This is a genomic window from Streptococcus bouchesdurhonensis, from assembly GCF_948472335.1.
The window spans coordinates 236,666-255,500 of the sequence record NZ_CAOKTW010000004.1; the positions used below are offsets into that span (position 1 = coordinate 236,666).

Consider the following 18,835-nt stretch of genomic DNA (forward strand, 5'->3'; position numbering starts at 1 on the left):
TTTATTGTATCATGAAATCTTTCTTTAGTCTTCCTCTACCTTCACTTTATCAGCCAAAAATTCAAATCCTTCTGGAATCAGACTTTCTTCTGCTTCTTTTTCAGTTTGAGAAGATTTGGCTTTGGCTGAAAAGGCTGCGCGAACTTCTTTCCATTCCTCCATGGAAATAGCTAAAATCTCAGGTGAAAAACCTGCCGCCTGACTGAGGATGTTACCAAACATGGTATTGAGATTGTCCCGTTTCATGGTTTGACCAGCATTGAAGTTAGACTCAAAAGCAAGAATAGCATGGTGTTCATTGGCCGCAATATTGAGAACCAACTAGCAGAGCCTTATCAGGGCCTCCTAGACTTTCAATTACCTCTCCCCAGGCATTCTGCAAACGAATCAGATTTTGACGTGCTAAATCAGGATTTTCGACGGCCTCTTGTAAGATAGATTGCACTTTATTGCGATCAACACGATAGACTGTTTTGCCCGTAGCTGGTCGACTAGGAGGTGCAACTTGTTTAGGAACCGCACCTACATTAGAAAGCTCTTGTTTGAGACGTGCAATTTCCTGTCTCAGTGCAGAAATTTTACTTTCAACTGCACCAGAAAGAGCTGGTTCGGGCTTGATTTCCGCCAAACGGATGGTCATCATTTCAGCATAAATCTTGGGCTGCAAACTAGACTTAATATCTGCTAAACTCACTGTCGCTAAGCGAATCATTTCAAACAGATTTTCTTGAGGAAGTGCCAAATTTTCTACAAAGACTGGACTATGATGAGTATTTTCTCCCCCTGTTTGAACAATTAACAAGTCTCTTAAATAGTGCAAAAGGTCGGTCACAAAACGAGTCATGCTCTTACCATTGTCAAAGAGAAGATTTAAGCAAGCTAATGCTTTGGGAACATCCTGCTGGGACAAGGCAGCCACATAATCATCTAAGGCTGATAGGCTAATAGTGCCAGTAATTTCTTCAGAGATGGCAGTCGTCAGCTCATTTCCCTGTGTCAAACTCAGGGCTTGATCCAAAATAGACAAGGCGTCTCGCATTCCACCTTCAGCCCGTCTGGCAATGATTTCCACAGCCTCTGGCTCAGAACTGATATTTTCTTTTTCTAAGATATAGCGGATATGTTCCTTAATATCCTGTGTTTTAATCGATTTAAATTCAAAACGTTGGACACGGGATAGAATAGTCGCAGGAATCTTGTGCAATTCAGTAGTAGCCAAAATAAAGACCACATTCTGTGTTGGCTCTTCCAACGTCTTTAGAAGGGCATTAAAAGCCCCTGTAGACAGCATGTGAACCTCATCTATGATGTAAACCTTATAACGAGCAAGGCTAGGCGCATAGGTAGATTTATCACGAATTTCGCGAATTTCATCCACCCCATTATTAGAGGCTGCATCCATTTCAATGACATCTTCTAAACTACCGTCCGTCACTGCCTGACAAATATAGCAGTTATTACAAGGTTCACCACCCACTTGATTGGGACAGTTCATAGCTTTGGCAAAAATCTTAGCTACACTGGTTTTTCCCGTTCCACGTGGACCAGAAAAAAGATAGGCATGACTTATTTTCTCTTGTTCTACTGCTTGTTTAAGAGTCTTAGCCACAACTTCTTGACCAACCAACTGGGAGAAGTTTTGACTTCTATATTTTCGATAAAGTGCTTGATACATTAAGATTTTTCCCCAAACATTGTAAAGTCCCATGCTGTCTTTTCAAGCAAAATAGCGACAAATTGTTCCAAATAATCTCGATCCATTGCATCGTAATCCTCAATCTCTGAAGAATCCAGATCCAGAACTCCAAGTAGTTGGCCATTCTTTATCATCGGCACCACAATTTCACTTTAGCTAGACTATCACAAGAAATATAGTTGGGATAGGTCCTTACATCACCAACCAGGACTGTTTCCTGCAACTCAGCAGCTTCACCACATACGCCCTTGCCTAGTGCAATACGGATACAGGAAACACCTCCTTGGAAGGGACCTAAAACCAATTCCTTTCCATCGAACAAATAAAAACCTGCAAATACGGTATTAGGAAAACGTGATTTTATGAGAGCACTGGCGTTGGAAAGATTAGCCAAAACATTGGTTTCGCCTTCCAATAGGAAGGACAATTCTTCATTTAACATTTGATAACGTGATTGTTTTTCTGATTTTAACATAGAACTATTATATCAAAAAAGGAGCAGAGACAAAAGAAAAAATCCCTTGTTTAGTAAACAAAGGATTTTGTGAATTTTCAATTTGATTAAAGTTCGATATCACCAAACAAATCAGCCATTGAAAATCCTGTTTGTGTTTCTGGAAGTTCGAAATCACGCTTCTCTTGACGTCTTGGACGACGTGGGAGCAGCACGTTTTTCTTCTTTTTGTCCTTCTTCTTGAGCTGGACGTTCTTCAAGAGCTTTAATAGAAAGTGATACACGCTCTGCATCTGCGTTAACTTCAAGAACTTTAACTTGAACTTCTTGACCAACTTTAAGAGCTTCTTTTGGATTTTCAATACGTTTGTGTGAAATTTGTGATACGTGAACAAGTCCATCGATACCTGGCAATACTTCAACAAATGCACCGAAGTCAGTCAAACGTTTAACTGTTCCTTCTACTACATCACCTTTAGCCAATTTTTGCTCAACACCATCCCATGGTCCTGGTACTGTTGCTTTAAGTGAAAGTGATACACGTCCTTCTTCTTCGTTAAGATCAAGGATTTTCACTTCAATTTCTTCACCAACAGTTACAACTGATTTTGGTGAAACGTTACGTTCATGTGACAATTCAGTCAAGTGAACCAATCCGTCAACACCACCAAGGTCGATGAAAGCACCGAAACTTGTGATACGAGCAACTTTACCAGTTACAACATCACCAACAGCAAATTTACCAAATACTTCAGCGCGAGCTGCTGCTGTAGCTGCTTCAACAACTTCACGACGTGAAAGGATGAAGCGGTTTTCTTTAGCATCAACTTCTTTGATTTTAGCGTCAAATTCTTGACCTACAAAACGCTCAGTGTTACGTACGAAACGAGTATCCAACATTGAAGCTGGGATAAATCCACGAACACCTTCAAATTCTACTGAAAGTCCACCTTTAACGGCACGAGTTCCTTTAACAGTAACAACTTCTTCTTCGCGACCAACAAGTTTGTCCCATGCTTTGCGAGCTTCAAGGCGTTTTTTAGATACAAGGTATGTAACTGTATCAGTATCTTTACCAACTACTTGACGAAGTACAAGAACATCCAATACTTCTCCTACTTTAACAAAGTCATTGATATCTGCATCGCGATCGTTTGTCAATTCGCGAAGAGTCAAGACACCTTCAACACCAGTTCCAGAGATTGCAACGTTAGCTTGAGTCGCATCAACTGTCAATACTTCAGCACTAACAACATCACCAGTCTCAACTTGGCTAACGCTATTTAGCAAATCTTCAAATTCGTTCATCTAAAAAATCCTCCAACAATCAAGTTTTTTCTTAAACTTGACATACTTATAATTTTTTTCCTAAGCACTCGCAAGGACATGTTCATATCGTTCACGTCTTTCAATTATAAAAATAAAATACCCTAAGATATTTTGCTTTTTATCTTGATTATTACCTAAGAACTGGGGTAGCTGGATTCGAACCAACGCATGAGGGAGTCAAAGTCCCTTGCCTTACCGCTTGGCTATACCCCATTGATGAAATGGAGAGAGAGGGATTCGAACCCCCGAACCCGAAGGAGCGGATTTACAGTCCGCCGCGTTTAGCCTCTTCGCTATCTCTCCTACAATCAACATGGACTATTATATCATGAAAATTTCAAAAAAACAAGACTTATTTTGCTAAATTATAATTTTCAATCAAAATTTCCACAGCTTTTTCCAATTTTTTATAAAAACTATCGACATTCCCATTCTTTATGATGGCAAATTGTCCCTCTAATTCGGCAATTTCTCCGATAACTTTTTTACCAATGATCAAGGTATAGCCTTCAAAACTGTCTTTTCCTACATTAACTTTGGCATCTGCTACTTGAATTTCGATTTTTTTATCTTTCTTACTCATTTCATACCTCTCTTCACTTTTTCTATTGTACAAGAAAATCCTAAAACTAGCAAGAAAAAACTCTATATCAGGCTTGTCTGATATAGAGTTTTATGTAAACAACCTCAATCGATTTAGCATAGCTAATAGTTAGTAAACAAGCATAATTGACTATCCTTTTTAGGTTATCAGTGAGTCTCACCACCTACTAACTGCAAATCCTTATCTTTGTAGTCTACAATAGCTTCAATAGCTACCTCTATGCCTCTTACAATATCGCATAGACTCATTCCTGCAGTATTCGGCTTATTTACTACTTGTTCCATCATATATGGAATATGCATGAAACCTGCTCTCATATTAGGGAATTTTTTATCCACTAAATAAAGAGCTTGGTACATCAAATGATTGCAAACAAAGGTTCCTGCACTATTGGACACAACTGCTGGAAGTCCCTGTTTTTTAATAGCTTGTACCATCGCTTTGATAGGTAAACTACTAAAATAGGCCGATGCTCCATCAATACGAATCGGTGTATCAATTGGTTGATTGCCTTCGTTATCAGGTATGCGAGCATCATCTTGATTAATAGCCACTCGTTCAGGTGTTAAGTAGGTCCTGCCGCCTGCTTGTCCAATACAAAGTACAGCATCTGGTTGATATCGTAATATTTCTGCCTCTAAAACTTCTGACGACTTATAAAAAACCGTTGGAATTTCTACCCAGCGAACTTCGGCCCCATTAATCTCAGATGGTAATAATTTTACAGCCTCCAAAGCTGGATTAATCTTTTCACCTCCAAAAGGATTAAAACCTGTAACCAATATTTTCATTTTATTTTCCTTTACTAAAATGCGAGAAAATACATTAAGAATATGTGAATAACAATCATTACTAGAGCAACACCTGCTTGAGCCTTTATAACACCATTCTGATCTTTCATATCCATCAGTGCTGCTGGTAGAGCGTTAAAATTAGCAGCCATTGGGGTCAATAAGGTCCCACAATAACCTGCTGTCATGGCAAGAGCACCAGCCACAATTGGATTAGCTCCCAGAGCAAATACAAAGGGAACTCCAACACCTGCTGTAATAACGGTGAATGCTGCAAAAGCATTTCCCATAATCATTGTGAATAGAACCATTCCAAGAACATAGGCCAAAACTCCTATAAAGCGACTATCTGAAGGAACAATACCGCTAATCAGATGAGAGATAACATCACCAACACCTGCTACAGTAAAAATAGCCCCCAAAGCCCCTAATAATTGGGGAACAATCCCACTTGTTGAAACTTGCTGAGTCATTCGATTATTTTCTGATAACAAACTCTTAGGGTGACTATTGGTAATCACAAGAACAGAAATTGTAGCAAACAAGGCGGCAAGGCTAATCGAAATCTTGCTAAATTCTGGAATCATTTGCGCTAAGACCAACGCAAGTATTGCCATCAGCATAACTGGAATAAAAATTTTATTTTTCAATCTGTTAGATTCAATATTGGCTTTCATTTCATCTAAGGATGGCAAGGTTCCGATACGGACTTGCTTAAACAATGTTAACAGCGATAATAGGATTACAATAATACCAATACTCATATTTGGCATATAGGAACCACCTATAAACGTAATAGACAATAAAATCCAAAATGCAGATGTTCCAAATCGGACTGGGTTTGTTTTATCTTTATAACTACAATAGGCTGTATGGAGAAATTGACAACCAATCACAATATAGGTCAACTCTAATAGTTGCTTTGCCAACTCTGTCATTTTTGTTCTCCTCCCCTAGTCTTTTCTGATGTCAATTTTTTATCAAATAAATAATTATAAATCCCCACTACAATAAGTGTTATAACAGCAACAATAATAGATGCAGAAGCAATCCCTGCATAATTGCTTTCATAGCCTAACTGATCTAATGTTCCCCCTATCAAGAGGACTCCCCCAGCACCTACAAACGTATTTTGAGCAAAGAAATTTCCAAAATTTTCATTCGCAGCTGCACGCGCTTTTATTGTCTCATCTTCAACCTCTGTTAACTTTCTACCTAATTGAGACTCTGCTGCTGCTTCTCCCATAGGTTGAACCAAAGGTCTGACAAACTGAGGGTGTCCTCCTAGACGAATTGAAAAGAAACCAGCTAACTCTCGAATAAAGAAATAAACTGTATAGAAGTTTCCAACTGTCAGACCTTTAATCTTTCGAATCAAATCAATTGATCGTTGCTTGAGTCCAAAGGTTTCTGACAGCCCCACAAGAGGCAAGGTAACCATAAAAATCGTGAGCACTCGCTGATTGCTAAATTCTTTTCCCAAAATCTCCAAAAATTCAACAAGAGAAACACCTGAAACTAAAGCTGTAACCAAACCAGCTAAGACTACTGTTGCAATTGTATCAAACTTTAAAATAAAACCCACAACAATGATTGCTATTCCTATTAGCTTAATCCACTCCATATCAAACTCCTTTATATCCAAAATGACAGTATTTTTAAAATTTTATCAAGAGCAATACCATTCCTTATTTAATGTGTTTTTCTAGTTCTTTTTGGTATTTGCTATTGGATTCCAATTTTTCTTTTTGCCATTTTTTAAGAGCTTCGTCATATTCTTTTGTTGTAACAATATCTTTTTGCAATCTCATTCCTTTAAAGATATATGGATCCCCCTTAATACCAACTTGTGAGTATGGTTTTGAGAATGGTACTACGTTACTTACAACTGGAGAACCGCCAGATGAAGCTGTTGGCATCAATAATGAACTATCTGTCAACCAAGCTTGAGCTTTGGCATATTTTTCATATCTCTTCTCTAGGTCAGTGGTCTCAGAAGCAGCATCTTCTAACAATTTCTTATATTGATCCAAACCAAGTTTAGCTACAACATCCTTATCTTTTCCTTTCGTAATACCAAGGTGTTTCATGGCAGAACCAGATTTTGGATCCATAATATTCAAGTAAGACGCTGGATCTTGATAGCTTGGAGCCCATCCTGTACTGTTCAAATCATAGTCTTTTTGAGAAGGAACACGCGCTTGTGATGTAATCGTTTCTTTTTCATTATCTGTCATTTGAAGTACATCGATGACAACATTTTCAGCACCAAGAGTTGATTCAATAGACTGTTTGAAAGAGTTGCTTTGTTGAACGGCGATAGTATCTGTTTGTTCAATAAGGACATCCAAGTGAATTGGGAAAGTTACCCCTTTAGATTCCAGGTCTTTCTTAGCTTTTTCGAAAGCAACTTTAGCCTTGTCAGGGTTGTAGATAGAATCCTTACCGTCAACTAGCTCAACACCTTTCCATTGGTCACCATAGTTCACCAACTCTGCTTGAGCGATTTGACCAAAGTTCTTACCACCTGCTTGTACGAAGTTATCTGGAACAAGACTGTTACGAATAATCTTGTCCGCACCGTCTTCACCATTTAGCTGGGCAGCATAAGAATGGCGGTTGAAGGCAAAGTTGATAGCCTGACGGAAGTCCTTATTAAGCATAGCTTCTTTTGTAGAAGTCTTTTGTTCTTCACTTGTTTTCGCAGTTTTATTGTATGATTGACGATTTACGTTAAAGGTGAAGTAATAACTACTTGAGTCCTGTGGGCTATAAGTAATTTTATCTCCGTATTGTTCCAAAGTTGAAGCAAAGTTTGAGCTACTTGGGAAGAGACGGGCTGTCGTATAGGCACCTGAAGAGAAGCTACGAATCAACGATTCCTGATCTGAACCATCGTAGTAGGTCAATTTAATCTTCTCAATTTTAACATTTTCTTTATCCCAGTAATTTGGATTTTTTTCATATTCAATCAACGATTTAGAAGTCAATGTTTTTAAGAAATAAGGACCATTGTAGAGAATGCCTGCTGGGCTAACCTCTCCGTAATTCTTTCCTGATGCCTTTAAAAACTCTTCATTTACTGGCAACATCGTCGCTGTTGTAACTTTTGAATTCCAGAAACTTTCTGGCGCATTCAATGTATACTCAACTGTGTAGTCATCCAAAGCTTTAACACCAACTGCAGAGAAATCATTGGTTTCACCAGTCATATAGGCGTCCAAGCCTTTGATTGAATTTTGGATGAGAGAGACACCGTCTGACTTACCATCAGCAACGTGTTTTAGTCCTGTCACAAAGTCATGGGCTGTTACTTCTGCGTATTCTTCGCCTTCTGATGTGTACCATTTCACTCCTTTACGAAGTTTATAGGTATAAGTCAATCCATCTTTTGAGACAGACCAATCCTCAGCCAAAGAAGGAATAACATTACCATATTTATCATTTTCCATCAAACCATCAACGACATTTCCGATAATATCTGTTGTGGATGTACGCGTTGCTATGCTGTAGTCCAAGGATGCTGGATCCACTGCATAGACATAAGAAAATGTTGTCGGAGCATCTGCTTCTTTATCAGCTTTTCCACAGGCTGCTAAAAGATGTTGTGCTTAGGATAAGTCCTGTTGTTAAAATCCACTTTTTCGATTTCATAAAAATCTCCTTTAATATATTTTTAATCTACTTTTACAATCCAACCTTCTGGCGCTGGAATATCACCAAACTGAATACCTGTCAATTCATCATAGAGTTTACGAGTCACAGGACCTACTTCTGTTTCGCTATAGAATACATGGAAATCATTACCGTGTTGAATGCCTCCAATTGGAGAAATAACCGCTGCTGTACCACAGGCACCTGCCTCTACAAAACGGTCAAGGTTATCAATTGGAACATCACCCTCAATAGGAGTTAAACCCAAGCGGTGTTCTGCCAAATAAAGCAAAGAATACTTGGTAATAGATGGCAAGATAGATGGACTCAATGGTGTTACAAATTCATTATCAGCTGTAATTCCAAAGAAGTTAGCTGATCCGACTTCTTCAATCTTTGTATGTGTTGATGGATCTAGGTAGATAACATCTGAGAAATGACGTGACTTGGCCAATTTCCCTGGCAAGAGACTGGCAGCATAGTTTCCACCAACCTTAGCCGCACCTGTACCATTTGGAGCAGCACGGTCATATTCATCCTGAATCAAGAAGTTGGTTGGGACCAAACCACCCTTAAAGTAATTTCCAACTGGCATAGCAAAGATAGTAAAAATATACTCCTCTGCTGGTTTTACCCCGATAATATCTCCGACACCAATCAAAAGAGGGCGAAGATAGAGGGTTCCACCTGTTCCGTATGGTGGTACGTATTCTTCATTGGCACGGACAACTGCTTTACAAGCTTCTACAAACATTTCTGTCGGAACTTGTGGCATCAAGAGACGGTCACATGTCCGTTGCAGGCGTTTGGCATTTTCATCAGGACGGAACAGTTGAACACTGCCATCCTTAGTACGATAAGCTTTCAAACCTTCAAAGGCTTGTTGACCATAGTGGAGACTTGGAGAAGACTCTGAAATATGCAAGGTTGCATCTTCTGTAAGTTCTCCTTGATTCCATTGTCCATTTTTAAAATGAGCAATATAGCGATAAGGTAATTTCATATAGGAGAAACCAAGGTTTTCCCAATCAATCGTTACTGTCATATTCCACTCCTTATTCTAAAAACCTATTTCTTATATTCTACACTATTTTTCTAAAATAGCAAGTATATTTTGTAATTTTCAGAAAATTTCTTCAATAAAAAGAAACAGCTCTTAGAACTGATTCTTCATTTCACTTATTTATCTTCAGTAAATACTTCCTGAAGATAAGCATCAAAAACTTCTTCATCTGAAATCGTGTCAGAGATGAAGCTACCGTTACTTGTTCGTTCTGACAAGTTCAAGTCTTGTAATCGACTTTGATAGATTGTTCCTTTATTGGATTGGACAAGCAGAATTTGATCGTTCCCGTCCACTTCTATACTGAAGAGGTCACCAACGAAACCTTGTTCTGCAACTGCACCAGCCAAGAAGACACGGTGCGGTTTGTTTTTCAACTCACGCAAGACTTGTAAACCTCGTTTGGCACGGCTAGTTGCTGGAATTTCGTCAATAGAAACACGTTTTAAACTTCCACGCTGGGTCAAAAGGTAGAAAGAAGACATATTGCAGATAAAGGCAGCTTGAAGCGCATCATCTGCTTTCAGGTTTATAGCTTTGACACCTGCAGCCTTGGCACCGACAATGGAACCTCTTCGATATTGAAACGCAGGGCATAACCGTTTTGACTAATCAAGACAACATCATCCAGTTTAATCGGAGCCACTGCTACAATCTGGTCTGTCTCGTCTTTGAGCTTAGCATACTTAACTGACTTAGACTTGTAGGTCCGCCACGGAGTGAATTCTTTTCGTTCTACACGCTTGATTTGACCGAGACGAGTCGCTGCAAAATAAGTTGTCGCATCATCAAACTGATCCACGACTTCCACATAAAGGATTTCTTCATTCGTTTCAAAGTTTGTAATGGTCTGGCTCAGATGCTCTCCGATGTCCTTCCAACGAATATCTGCTAATTCATGGATTGGTCGATAAATGACATTTCCAAAGGTCGTGAACATCAAAAGATGCTGGGTGGTCTTGGCAGATTGAATAAAAATCAAACGGTCATCATCACGTTTGCCAATTTCCTCTAGCGTTGAAGCCGCAAAGGAACGCGGGCTGGTACGCTTGATGTAACCTGCCTTGGTTACGCTGACGTAGGTATCTTCCTCGGCGATCAGACTAGCTGTATCAATCTCGATTGCTTTCGCAGTGTCTTCTAAAGTACTCAAACGTGGAGTCGCAAATTTCTTCTTGACCTCACGAAGTTCTTTCTTCATGAGATTGTACATGGTCCGTTCATCACCGATAATCGCCGCAAGCATAGCAATCTTTTCACGAAGTTCTGCTTCTTCTTCCTGCAAGACAACTACGTCTGTATTGGTCAAACGGTACAGTTGCAAGGTTACGATAGCCTCAGCCTGTTCTTCCGTAAAATCATAGCTAACTTTGAGGTTTTCCTTGGAGTCAGCCTTATTCTCAGAAGCGCGGATAAGAGCAATGACTTCGTCCAAAATCGAAATCACACGAATCAAACCTTCGACAATATGGAGACGCTTCTCAGCCTTCTCCTTGTCAAAGCGGGAACGAGCCAAAATCACTTCACGACGGTGGGCGATGTAGCTAGACAAGATTGGAACTATCCCAACCTGACGAGGCGTGAAATTGTCAATCGCCACCATATTAAAGTTGTAGTTGATTTGCAGGTCTGTGTATTTGAAGAGATAGTTGAGAACGAGCTCCGTATTAGCGTCTTTTTTGAGCTCAATCGCAATACGAAGACCATTACGGTCAGACTCATCACGAACCTCAGCAATGCCTGCCACCTTGTTATTGACACGAACATCATCGATTTTCTTGACTAGATTGGCCTTATTGATTTCATAAGGAATCTCAGTAATAACGATTTGTTCCTTACCACCTTTTAGCTTTTCAATTTCAGTCTTGGAACGAACAACCACGCGCCCTTTCCCAGTCTCATAAGCTTTCTTGATTTCATCACGACCCTGAATAATAGCCCCTGTAGGGAAGTCTGGTCCAGGCAAGAATTCCATGAGTTTATCAATCTTTGCAGTTGGGTGGTCAATCATGTAAACTGCAGCATCTATGACCTCAGCTAAATTATGGGGAGGAATGTCTGTGGCATAACCAGCCGAAATCCCAGTCGAACCATTGACCAAGAGGTTTGGAAAGGCTGCTGGCAAGACCGTTGGTTCTTTCTCCGTATCGTCAAAGTTCCATGCAAAAGGAACTGTCTTTTTATCGATATCCTGAAGAAGATAGCCTGCAATTTCAGACAAACGTGCCTCAGTATAACGCATAGCCGCAGGAGGATCTCCGTCCATAGAACCGTTATTACCGTGCATTTCAACTAGAATCTCACGATTTTTCCAGTTCTGTGACATACGAACCATGGCATCATAGATAGAAGAATCCCCGTGTGGGTGGAAATTCCCCATGATGTTCCCGACTGACTTGGCCGACTTACGGTAGCTCTTGTCAAAAGTATTGCTATCCTTATTCATAGAATAAAGAATACGGCGCTGAACCGGCTTCAACCCATCACGAATATCTGGCAAAGCGGTCTTGAATAATGTACTTGGAGTAGCGACCAAAGCGCTCTCCCATGATGTCCTCCAGGGACATATTTTGAATGTTACTCATATAGGATACAGAGCCCGTAAAATATCAAGTGAAAATAGAAGATTCTTGAAGTAAGCAAGCTCACCAGAGAATTTATCTTTTTCACGCATCATTTAGGGCGTGTTCAACTCCTTTCAAATTTTATATAAGTGGACTAGGTTATAACTAAAAAACGATTTATCTTTTTTACACACCGTTTAGTCCGTGTTCAGTTTTTACATGCAAGTTGAAAAATGATCTCACAGAAATAGACGTGTTTGGATAATAAAAAATAGATTATTCATATTCTTGTTTTAATGCATCCTTAACTTCTTCTTTTAACGAATCCAAAAATACTTTTTAATTTTAATTACTTCATCTACAACAGAATTGTCTAAATAGAAAACTCTACCAGTCTGTTGTTCATGAAGTTTTTTTAATAAATCCTTTTTATTTGGCCAAATAAGTTTTCTTGCTGCTGGAATGAATGCTTTATGCCCAGTGAACGGTAAAGTGAAACTTTGACCTTTTTTAAATGACTTATTAATTATTGTTAAGGTAGCAAAGCCCATAACCTCTTCACCGAGCACAACAACAATGAATGGTCTAATATCATATTCATTTCCTTGATTGGAATAATAACAATACTCTTTAGAAATATTATATTTATATTTCTTACCTTCAATTTCTGTCGATTTAAATTTTAGAACTCGTAAATTATCAGGTTGCAAACCATGACTAAAAGTATTTAACTCAATCTTATTATCATCCTCTGAATAAATCAAATAGACTGTTGGATTATCTCCAAAATCACCTTCAAATTCAAAAGACTGAAACAAATAATAATTATATTTATAGTCATTTCTTGAAGTAATGGTCATTTTAGAAATCACAGGGGGAGTAATTACCAAATTGTCTATTTTCGATTTTTGAATATATGCTAGTTGAGTATCATGTTTAATATTATTTTTAAAACCAAATTCTTGCAATTGTTTTAAGAGTTCCTCTATTGAGGATACTATTTCAGAATTCGATTCTTTAATAACATTTGCTATAACAGCAATATCTGACTGAGAAAACTGAGACATTTTTCTAACTAAGTCAATAAATTTTTTATCTAGCTCATCCATCAAACTAATTGAAAAACTTTTATTGAAAGCCTGAGGATACTGATCCTCCAAAGCGTTTTTAAAATCATCATAAGTAGCAAACGTGCTTTTCAAGTGATATTCAATCATCAAAATTTCTTCAACAATATGATTTGTCTCCCAAAATCTTAAAACCTCTTCAAAATACGGATTATCTTTATGACGGTCTATCATATAATCTCGATAATCTTCGATAAGTTTTTTTAAACTCTTTTTATCAGCCTTCTCTTGCAAACCTAATGAATCATAAAATTGATCCCAAGAAAAATCCGCTATTTTACCAAACAAATATGAAGTAATTCCTAAATCTAAAAACATTATAATCCTCCGAAATGTTACTAAATGGCTTTATCCTTATCAATGGAATTCTAATCTACTACATTTAAGCATCTTCTTTCCTCAGCATACTCAATCATCTTCTCCGCCACTTCCTTATCGTAGTAAAAGCCCAGCTTTTGAGCAAGAGATTGAGCTTCTTTGTGGAAAAGTTGCATCGTGGCAAACAAAGAATGAGTGATTTTGTCTAAACTGGAGAAATCAAGTAAATTTAAGAACTTCTTTTCTTTCTCAGCAGGTAAATAGTTAAAGAGATACTTGTAGTTCTTACCGATGTCAACTTTTCCCCTATCACTTACCACTTGCCAAGCCATTACCTTCAAGAGTGCTTGTTGGCAAATACCGTAGAGATGGTAAGTCGCGTAGATGACTTGCTTACGACAGATTCCTTTAACCACGTAGGCCGATACCCACCAAAATTCATTGCAGGATTTTACAAAATTCGTTTCAGTAGCTGGGCTTGTCCAGTAACGCTCTAGATTTTGAGAATAGGGTTCAAATAAATGTTCTGGATCTTCTAAAACAGTGAATCCTGCCTCACTATCCACCCACTCTTGGATGTGGTTTTTGGGGCAGAGAGTCAAATCAATACGATTACCATCTTCAAAGAGCATGAGATAAAGACGACGATGGTCAAGAACAACCTCTTGCTCTATAATTCGTTCTCCGAAATAGGCCAACCAAGAAAGGTCACTCGTCAGATTATCCAAATCATCCACAATATAGACCACGTCATAGTCTTGCAATTCATCTTTTGAGGCTTTTGTATCAGTCCGTGAACCAGACATGGCGATAGCTTTAACTTGTAAAGTTTTGGCAGTTTGTAAAATCAGATCTAGCATTTCTGTTTCAATTCTCATGTCAGCACCTTCTCATTTTATAGGTTACCAAGCGTCTGATTCTTCTTACTGGATAGTTTTTATACTATAATTCCCCTGTCTTGTAAAGACTGTATCCTTCGTAGTAGTATGAAGCATCTACTCTCTTAAAGAAACTGGTCTGAGTAAGGTCATCCGTCAAGTTATTGAGGAGCAAATACTTGAGTTCTCCAGTCGATACTGCACTACGCTTCATGGCATTCAGGTATTCATCCTTATCTATAGCATTCCAGTCTACCACTTTGCCCAGTTTCTGACGAAGCATACAATCTAGCCAAATCCGCATTGCGCGTCCATTCCCCTCACGGAAAGGATGGGCAATATTCATATCCGCATACTTATCAACTACTTGATCAAAATTATCATGAGGAAGTTTGTCAATATACTGCAAGGATTGCTCTAAAAAAATACGGGGGGCAAATTGAAAGTTATCCTTTGCAATATTGACATCACGGATTTTTCCAGCGAAATCATAGATACCTGAAAAAAGATAGTGGTGAATAGCTGACAGCCCTGCAAATGTCCCAACTTCCATCTTGAACAAGTCTCCTGTCTGAAAAAGCAGGGCGGCTTGTTTTTTTGTCAGTTTTTCTTCTGCATCTGCCAGCTGGGCTGAGTTTGTAATGCCTAGTTTATTTTCCAATGCCATATCTTCCCCTTATTAACGCCATTTTGTATAGAAAACAGGGTGCCCTTTAGCAATATGTTCTTTCAGTTCATCTGGCAACTTAAACTCTACAATGTCTGTAGTAACCCTTGGTAAGTAAGCAAAATCTCCGTTGAGTCCGCTAAAATAGAAACCATTTTCCTTAGCCTCTTTGTCCAATGAAAATATCACTTTTGGAATAAAATACTCATAATCAGGCTCTCTATTACAAATCATATTTCTTACATCCAAAATAGATGTTTTCGCATCCAACACATCAAGTACTTTCCCATACTCTGCATGACTTATTTTGAACAATCTAATCTTTGCAGCTCCTTTAGGTTTCTTATTCTCCATTTACTGGATCCTCCTTCTTACTTTTTTCAATGTAAACTTTTTGTAAGGTGTAAATAAATAGCTATTATCAAAACTCAACTTGTCCTTTTTAGGGAAAAACTGCCTAAAAATTAGGACAGCTACTCCCTAAAAAGGACAGATATACTGAACTATCTTGCTACTACTTCCTTAGTCGCAGCAATTTTTTTGTCAGCCCAGATGACTAAATCCTTGATAACTAATTTCTCCACTGCTCGAACAAAGTCAGACATAAATGTATAGTCGATTTGATTATTTTTGATAGGAAGCTTAACATCTGTCTCTTTTAATACTCTTTCATTAAAAGAGCTACTTCCCCAACTAAATGTAGAGAAACTCTTTCTTAATGAAGTAATTAAATAAAGAGCTTTATACCTATCCAATTCTACTTCTTTAGTGCGCAATACCTTAATTTTATCTCCTGTGAAATAGGGTTCTTTTTGATAAAACATCGTTGCCGTATCTTGACCAAAACTAATTGTGTTGGCAGGATTGAGAAATTCTTCACTCTCTGTAATATAACCTCGAATCCCATTGTTACTATCTCCACGAGCTACATAAGGAAACTTTCCTCCAAACTCAATCATATTTGCATTGAATTTCTTTTTACTACTGGATAAGTTAAAGACCTGAGAAAGTTGGAATACCTCCGACTCCTCTACTCTACTCTACTCTACTCTACTCTTAGTATCGGAAAGTTTTGCAAACTTGTCAAGTACTTTTTCATCATTTTTTGTAAGATGATAATCCCTAAGATTTGTTACAGTTAGATAAGACTCGAGCGTCTCGATGCGTTCAGACTCGAGCGCTTTGATGTAGCTTTCCATGTATGAAAATGCTAATTTGTTATTGAGAGTTGGAAGTTTAACTAGGAGGTCATGAGATTTAGAAGAGCGTAGCTTATTTCCAAAATCAAATTTACCAACTAAAGATTTTTGAATTGAAGATGATAAAAATAACATGGAGTGTTCACTATACTCTTCGTCATTCCAGTAGACACCCACATCATCTGATGCGCTAAATTCATAATTTCGATAAAAAACATTTCCAAAAATATCAATAGTCAGAGAATTTTTTGGAAAAATAGTCATCTTATTCCCAATATGTCTAACGACACCCGTATTAGTCACTCCTGCCATCACAAATGGTAAAAGGCCATCTATCTGATCTGCTTTCGTTAGACGGGAACCCTGAACAATATTACCAAATAAATCTCCTATCCGATACTCTCTCCACTCGCCCCCACTTGCTTCAAATTCCTCTTCCAATTTTTGAAGGCGAGGGCTTAGGCTTTTTTTGAGCTATCTTCCCCCTTGTTTTTCAGGAGTTGTTCCACTTCCCAAGCTAAGTAGTCAGTAACAGTCTTTTTAAAATCATCCAAGGTTGGTTTTGTATCAATGATCTGGTGCTGTTCGAAATTCCAATCATTACCCTTGTCAGTGATAAAGTCCTCAATAAAGATAGCATCTAAATCCCAAAGTTCTTTACTCACTTCCGCTCTCTTTCCAGCCTTATAAATTTTAATCACATCTTGGTAACGCTGGATAGGATTATCAACCTCTGAAATACCTCGCTTAGCACGTTTAAAACCGTCATTTCTAAAGTCAATAAATTTAACCGTCTGGTCGTAATCGTGTGCCTCATGAGCCTTAAAAATGTAGATAGAAGTCTGGACTCCTGCCATGGGAACAAAAAGGTCAACAGGCATTTTGATAGAAGCAAGTAGGGTATGCTTTTTCAAAATAGCTTTAGCTGTCTTTGTTGCCTTACCAGAACCAGCACTATCTTGAATGATAATGGCACCTAGGCCACCACGCTCCATCTTATCCAAACCATAGGCTATAAAAGGAAGACCATTTTCTTCATAAGAGAAAGGGGGATTCAGCAAGACACGATTAGCTTTAAAATCCGTAAACAGACTCTCAGGACGATTGAATGCAGAACCTTTTTCAATTCGACTAGATCCATCTCCACGAAGAATCATATTGGTTGTCGCTAAGGTATACATCTCTGCATTAAGTTCTATTCCTAGCAGGTTATCTTTCTTGAGCTTCGCAATCTCCTCGTTGGCTCGAGAAGTCCCCTTCCCAAAACTGATATTTGCATGATCTATCATCAACTCCATCGCTGAAATGAGGAAACCAGCTGAACCAGTCGCCAAATCCATAACCTTGCTCTCACTTGTTATCCCCAGAATTTGCGCCATCATTTTGGTAACATAAGGAGGGGTCAGAACAATACCAATTTCTTTTCCATCTCCCAAAGCATACTTTAGAAATTCGGAGTACATCTCCCCCATAATATCGATATGTCCACCCAAACCATCAATGGACTTGAAAATATTCTCATAGATAAAAGTGAAGATTTGCTTGGTAACAGAATTTTCCTTTTGAGGGAGAAGTTGTGCTACTTCTTTGTCATTGGTAATCAACTCGTCACGCTGGCTATCTTTGGAAATTTCTCCAAAAGAAGCCAACATGAGAGTTTTCTTATCTTCATTGATTTCACGTTCATCTAGGAAAGCCTTGATTTGATCAACAACTTTCTTACCATCACGCTTGGTTTCAGACTGCACACCTTTTAAATCGTCAGGTATTAAGCCCTCATCAACCTTTTTGCCCTTACAATCTACGATATCCTGCATAGATAATAGCATACCAGACACATAAAGCACCCGTTGAGGAGCTGTGATATTATGGTTGTGCATCAATTTATTGAGCTTTTTAGCATAGCCTTGCAAGGTCGCTTGACTATCAATCAGAATTTGGTGTTTTTCTTCTTCGCTCAAAACAGCATCTTTGTAGAATATCTCAAAGGTGGACTCATTTTCCAAAAATCAAAAGTCGTTACCTTTGATAGCTCTTTATAGGCATTAGGAGCAGAACCAAAGACATAATAAACTTTGATAGTCACATTTTCTTCGTTATCACCTGCAACACCAACTGCGACGGCTTCATGATATTTACCACTATCAATAACTGCCCTCGCATAATGCAAAACCCCATTCACCGCAAAATCACTAATTGATTTATCATCAAACTTAATACCGTCCTTTGTTTGAGCAACTAGCTTAGATAATTTGAGTTTGTTTTCAATCAAGATAGGAACTTGTTTGTATTTTTCAATATGAAAATCTGGTTTTCCAAAATTAGTCTTAGTTTGCGTCTTAGCCGCTCCCTTAAGCGCCTCTTTGAGATAAGCACTCATAGCAGATTCTTCATTATAATCCTGCAATTTTTTCAAACCAAGATTTTCAAACTGCTTTTTCACATAGTCATTCACATCCGACTCTAATTTCCAGTTTACTAACATATTATT

General features: G+C 38.4%; 10 protein-coding genes, 2 tRNA genes and 7 pseudogenes. All 19 read right to left on the bottom strand.

Going from position 1 to position 18,835, the window contains the following annotated elements:
- Nucleotides 1-24: 24 nt before the first annotated feature.
- Nucleotides 25-1,675, bottom strand: a pseudogene (gene dnaX, locus QMQ21_RS08740) (DNA polymerase III subunit gamma/tau).
- Nucleotides 1,675-2,171: pseudogene (locus QMQ21_RS08745) on the bottom strand (GAF domain-containing protein). Before QMQ21_RS08745 ends, dnaX begins: the two co-directional pseudogenes overlap by 1 nt.
- Nucleotides 2,172-2,257: 86 nt before the next feature.
- Nucleotides 2,258-3,458: pseudogene (gene rpsA, locus QMQ21_RS08750) on the bottom strand (30S ribosomal protein S1).
- Between the two features lie 162 nt (nt 3,459-3,620).
- Nucleotides 3,621-3,692, bottom strand: a tRNA-Gln gene (locus tag QMQ21_RS08755).
- Between the two features lie 9 nt (nt 3,693-3,701).
- Nucleotides 3,702-3,782: transfer RNA gene (locus QMQ21_RS08760), tRNA-Tyr, on the bottom strand.
- 49 nt (nt 3,783-3,831) lie between these two features.
- Nucleotides 3,832-4,062 (bottom strand): DUF2969 domain-containing protein, encoded by a 231-nt coding sequence (locus QMQ21_RS08765; protein WP_000037111.1) that lies wholly within the window; start codon nt 4,060-4,062, stop codon nt 3,832-3,834.
- A 167-nt stretch (nt 4,063-4,229) separates the two neighbouring features.
- Nucleotides 4,230-4,874, bottom strand: coding sequence for a pyroglutamyl-peptidase I (pcp, locus tag QMQ21_RS08770; RefSeq protein ID WP_261814282.1), 645 nt, complete (start codon nt 4,872-4,874; stop codon nt 4,230-4,232).
- A 14-nt stretch (nt 4,875-4,888) separates the two neighbouring features.
- The gene (locus QMQ21_RS08775; RefSeq protein ID WP_023936687.1) at nt 4,889-5,812 is read right to left on the bottom strand and encodes a DUF979 domain-containing protein; all 924 of its coding nucleotides are present in this window, start codon (nt 5,810-5,812) and stop codon (nt 4,889-4,891) included.
- On the bottom strand, nt 5,809-6,498 hold the full coding sequence (locus QMQ21_RS08780; RefSeq protein WP_000454773.1) for a DUF969 domain-containing protein: 690 nt from the start codon (nt 6,496-6,498) through the stop codon (nt 5,809-5,811). The genes QMQ21_RS08775 and QMQ21_RS08780 overlap by 4 nt, the downstream gene beginning before the upstream one ends.
- 64 nt (nt 6,499-6,562) lie before the next feature.
- Nucleotides 6,563-8,528: pseudogene (locus QMQ21_RS08785) on the bottom strand (peptide ABC transporter substrate-binding protein).
- Nucleotides 8,529-8,550: 22 nt separating this feature from the next.
- The gene (locus QMQ21_RS08790) at nt 8,551-9,573 is read right to left on the bottom strand and encodes a branched-chain amino acid aminotransferase (RefSeq protein WP_023936685.1); all 1,023 of its coding nucleotides are present in this window, start codon (nt 9,571-9,573) and stop codon (nt 8,551-8,553) included.
- Between the two features lie 134 nt (nt 9,574-9,707).
- Nucleotides 9,708-12,176, bottom strand: a pseudogene (gene parC / locus QMQ21_RS08795) (DNA topoisomerase IV subunit A).
- A gap of 296 nt (nt 12,177-12,472) precedes the next feature.
- A complete protein-coding gene (locus tag QMQ21_RS08800; protein ID WP_261814286.1) occupies nt 12,473-13,600 on the bottom strand; it encodes a hypothetical protein in 1,128 nt (375 codons plus the stop codon).
- A gap of 50 nt (nt 13,601-13,650) precedes the next feature.
- Entirely contained in the window at nt 13,651-14,478 is an 828-nt protein-coding gene (locus QMQ21_RS08805; protein WP_023936676.1) for an aminoglycoside 6-adenylyltransferase, read from the bottom strand.
- Between the two features lie 64 nt (nt 14,479-14,542).
- Nucleotides 14,543-15,145 carry a protein adenylyltransferase Fic gene (gene fic / locus QMQ21_RS08810; RefSeq protein ID WP_023936674.1) on the bottom strand — a complete coding sequence of 201 codons (603 nt, stop codon included), beginning with the start codon at nt 15,143-15,145 and terminating at the stop codon, nt 14,543-14,545.
- 12 nt (nt 15,146-15,157) lie between these two features.
- Nucleotides 15,158-15,499, bottom strand: coding sequence for a hypothetical protein (locus QMQ21_RS08815; protein ID WP_000428283.1), 342 nt, complete (start codon nt 15,497-15,499; stop codon nt 15,158-15,160).
- Nucleotides 15,500-15,648: 149 nt separating this feature from the next.
- Nucleotides 15,649-16,164 (bottom strand): annotated as a pseudogene (locus QMQ21_RS08820) (restriction endonuclease subunit S); the annotation flags it as partial.
- Between the two features lie 21 nt (nt 16,165-16,185).
- Nucleotides 16,186-16,785, bottom strand: a complete 600-nt coding sequence (locus tag QMQ21_RS08825) for a restriction endonuclease subunit S (RefSeq protein WP_054388255.1) — start codon at nt 16,783-16,785, stop codon at nt 16,186-16,188.
- Nucleotides 16,786-16,802: 17 nt separating this feature from the next.
- Nucleotides 16,803-18,829, bottom strand: a pseudogene (locus tag QMQ21_RS08830) (HsdM family class I SAM-dependent methyltransferase).
- Nucleotides 18,830-18,835 lie beyond the last annotated feature (6 nt).

Excerpts from the sequence above, each read along its gene's own strand:
- QMQ21_RS08805 (WP_023936676.1), bottom strand. The coding sequence starts at position 14,478 with ATGAGAATTGAAACAGAAATGCTAGATCTGATTTTACAAACTGCCAAA.
- QMQ21_RS08775 (WP_023936687.1), bottom strand. The coding sequence starts at position 5,812 with ATGACAGAGTTGGCAAAGCAACTATTAGAGTTGACCTATATTGTGATT.
- QMQ21_RS08815 (WP_000428283.1), bottom strand. The coding sequence starts at position 15,499 with ATGGAGAATAAGAAACCTAAAGGAGCTGCAAAGATTAGATTGTTCAAA.
- QMQ21_RS08765 (WP_000037111.1), bottom strand. The coding sequence starts at position 4,062 with ATGAGTAAGAAAGATAAAAAAATCGAAATTCAAGTAGCAGATGCCAAA.
- fic (WP_023936674.1), bottom strand. The coding sequence starts at position 15,145 with ATGGCATTGGAAAATAAACTAGGCATTACAAACTCAGCCCAGCTGGCA.
- QMQ21_RS08800 (WP_261814286.1), bottom strand. The coding sequence starts at position 13,600 with ATGTTTTTAGATTTAGGAATTACTTCATATTTGTTTGGTAAAATAGCG.
- QMQ21_RS08790 (WP_023936685.1), bottom strand. The coding sequence starts at position 9,573 with ATGACAGTAACGATTGATTGGGAAAACCTTGGTTTCTCCTATATGAAA.
- pcp (WP_261814282.1), bottom strand. The coding sequence starts at position 4,874 with ATGAAAATATTGGTTACAGGTTTTAATCCTTTTGGAGGTGAAAAGATT.
- QMQ21_RS08780 (WP_000454773.1), bottom strand. The coding sequence starts at position 6,498 with ATGGAGTGGATTAAGCTAATAGGAATAGCAATCATTGTTGTGGGTTTT.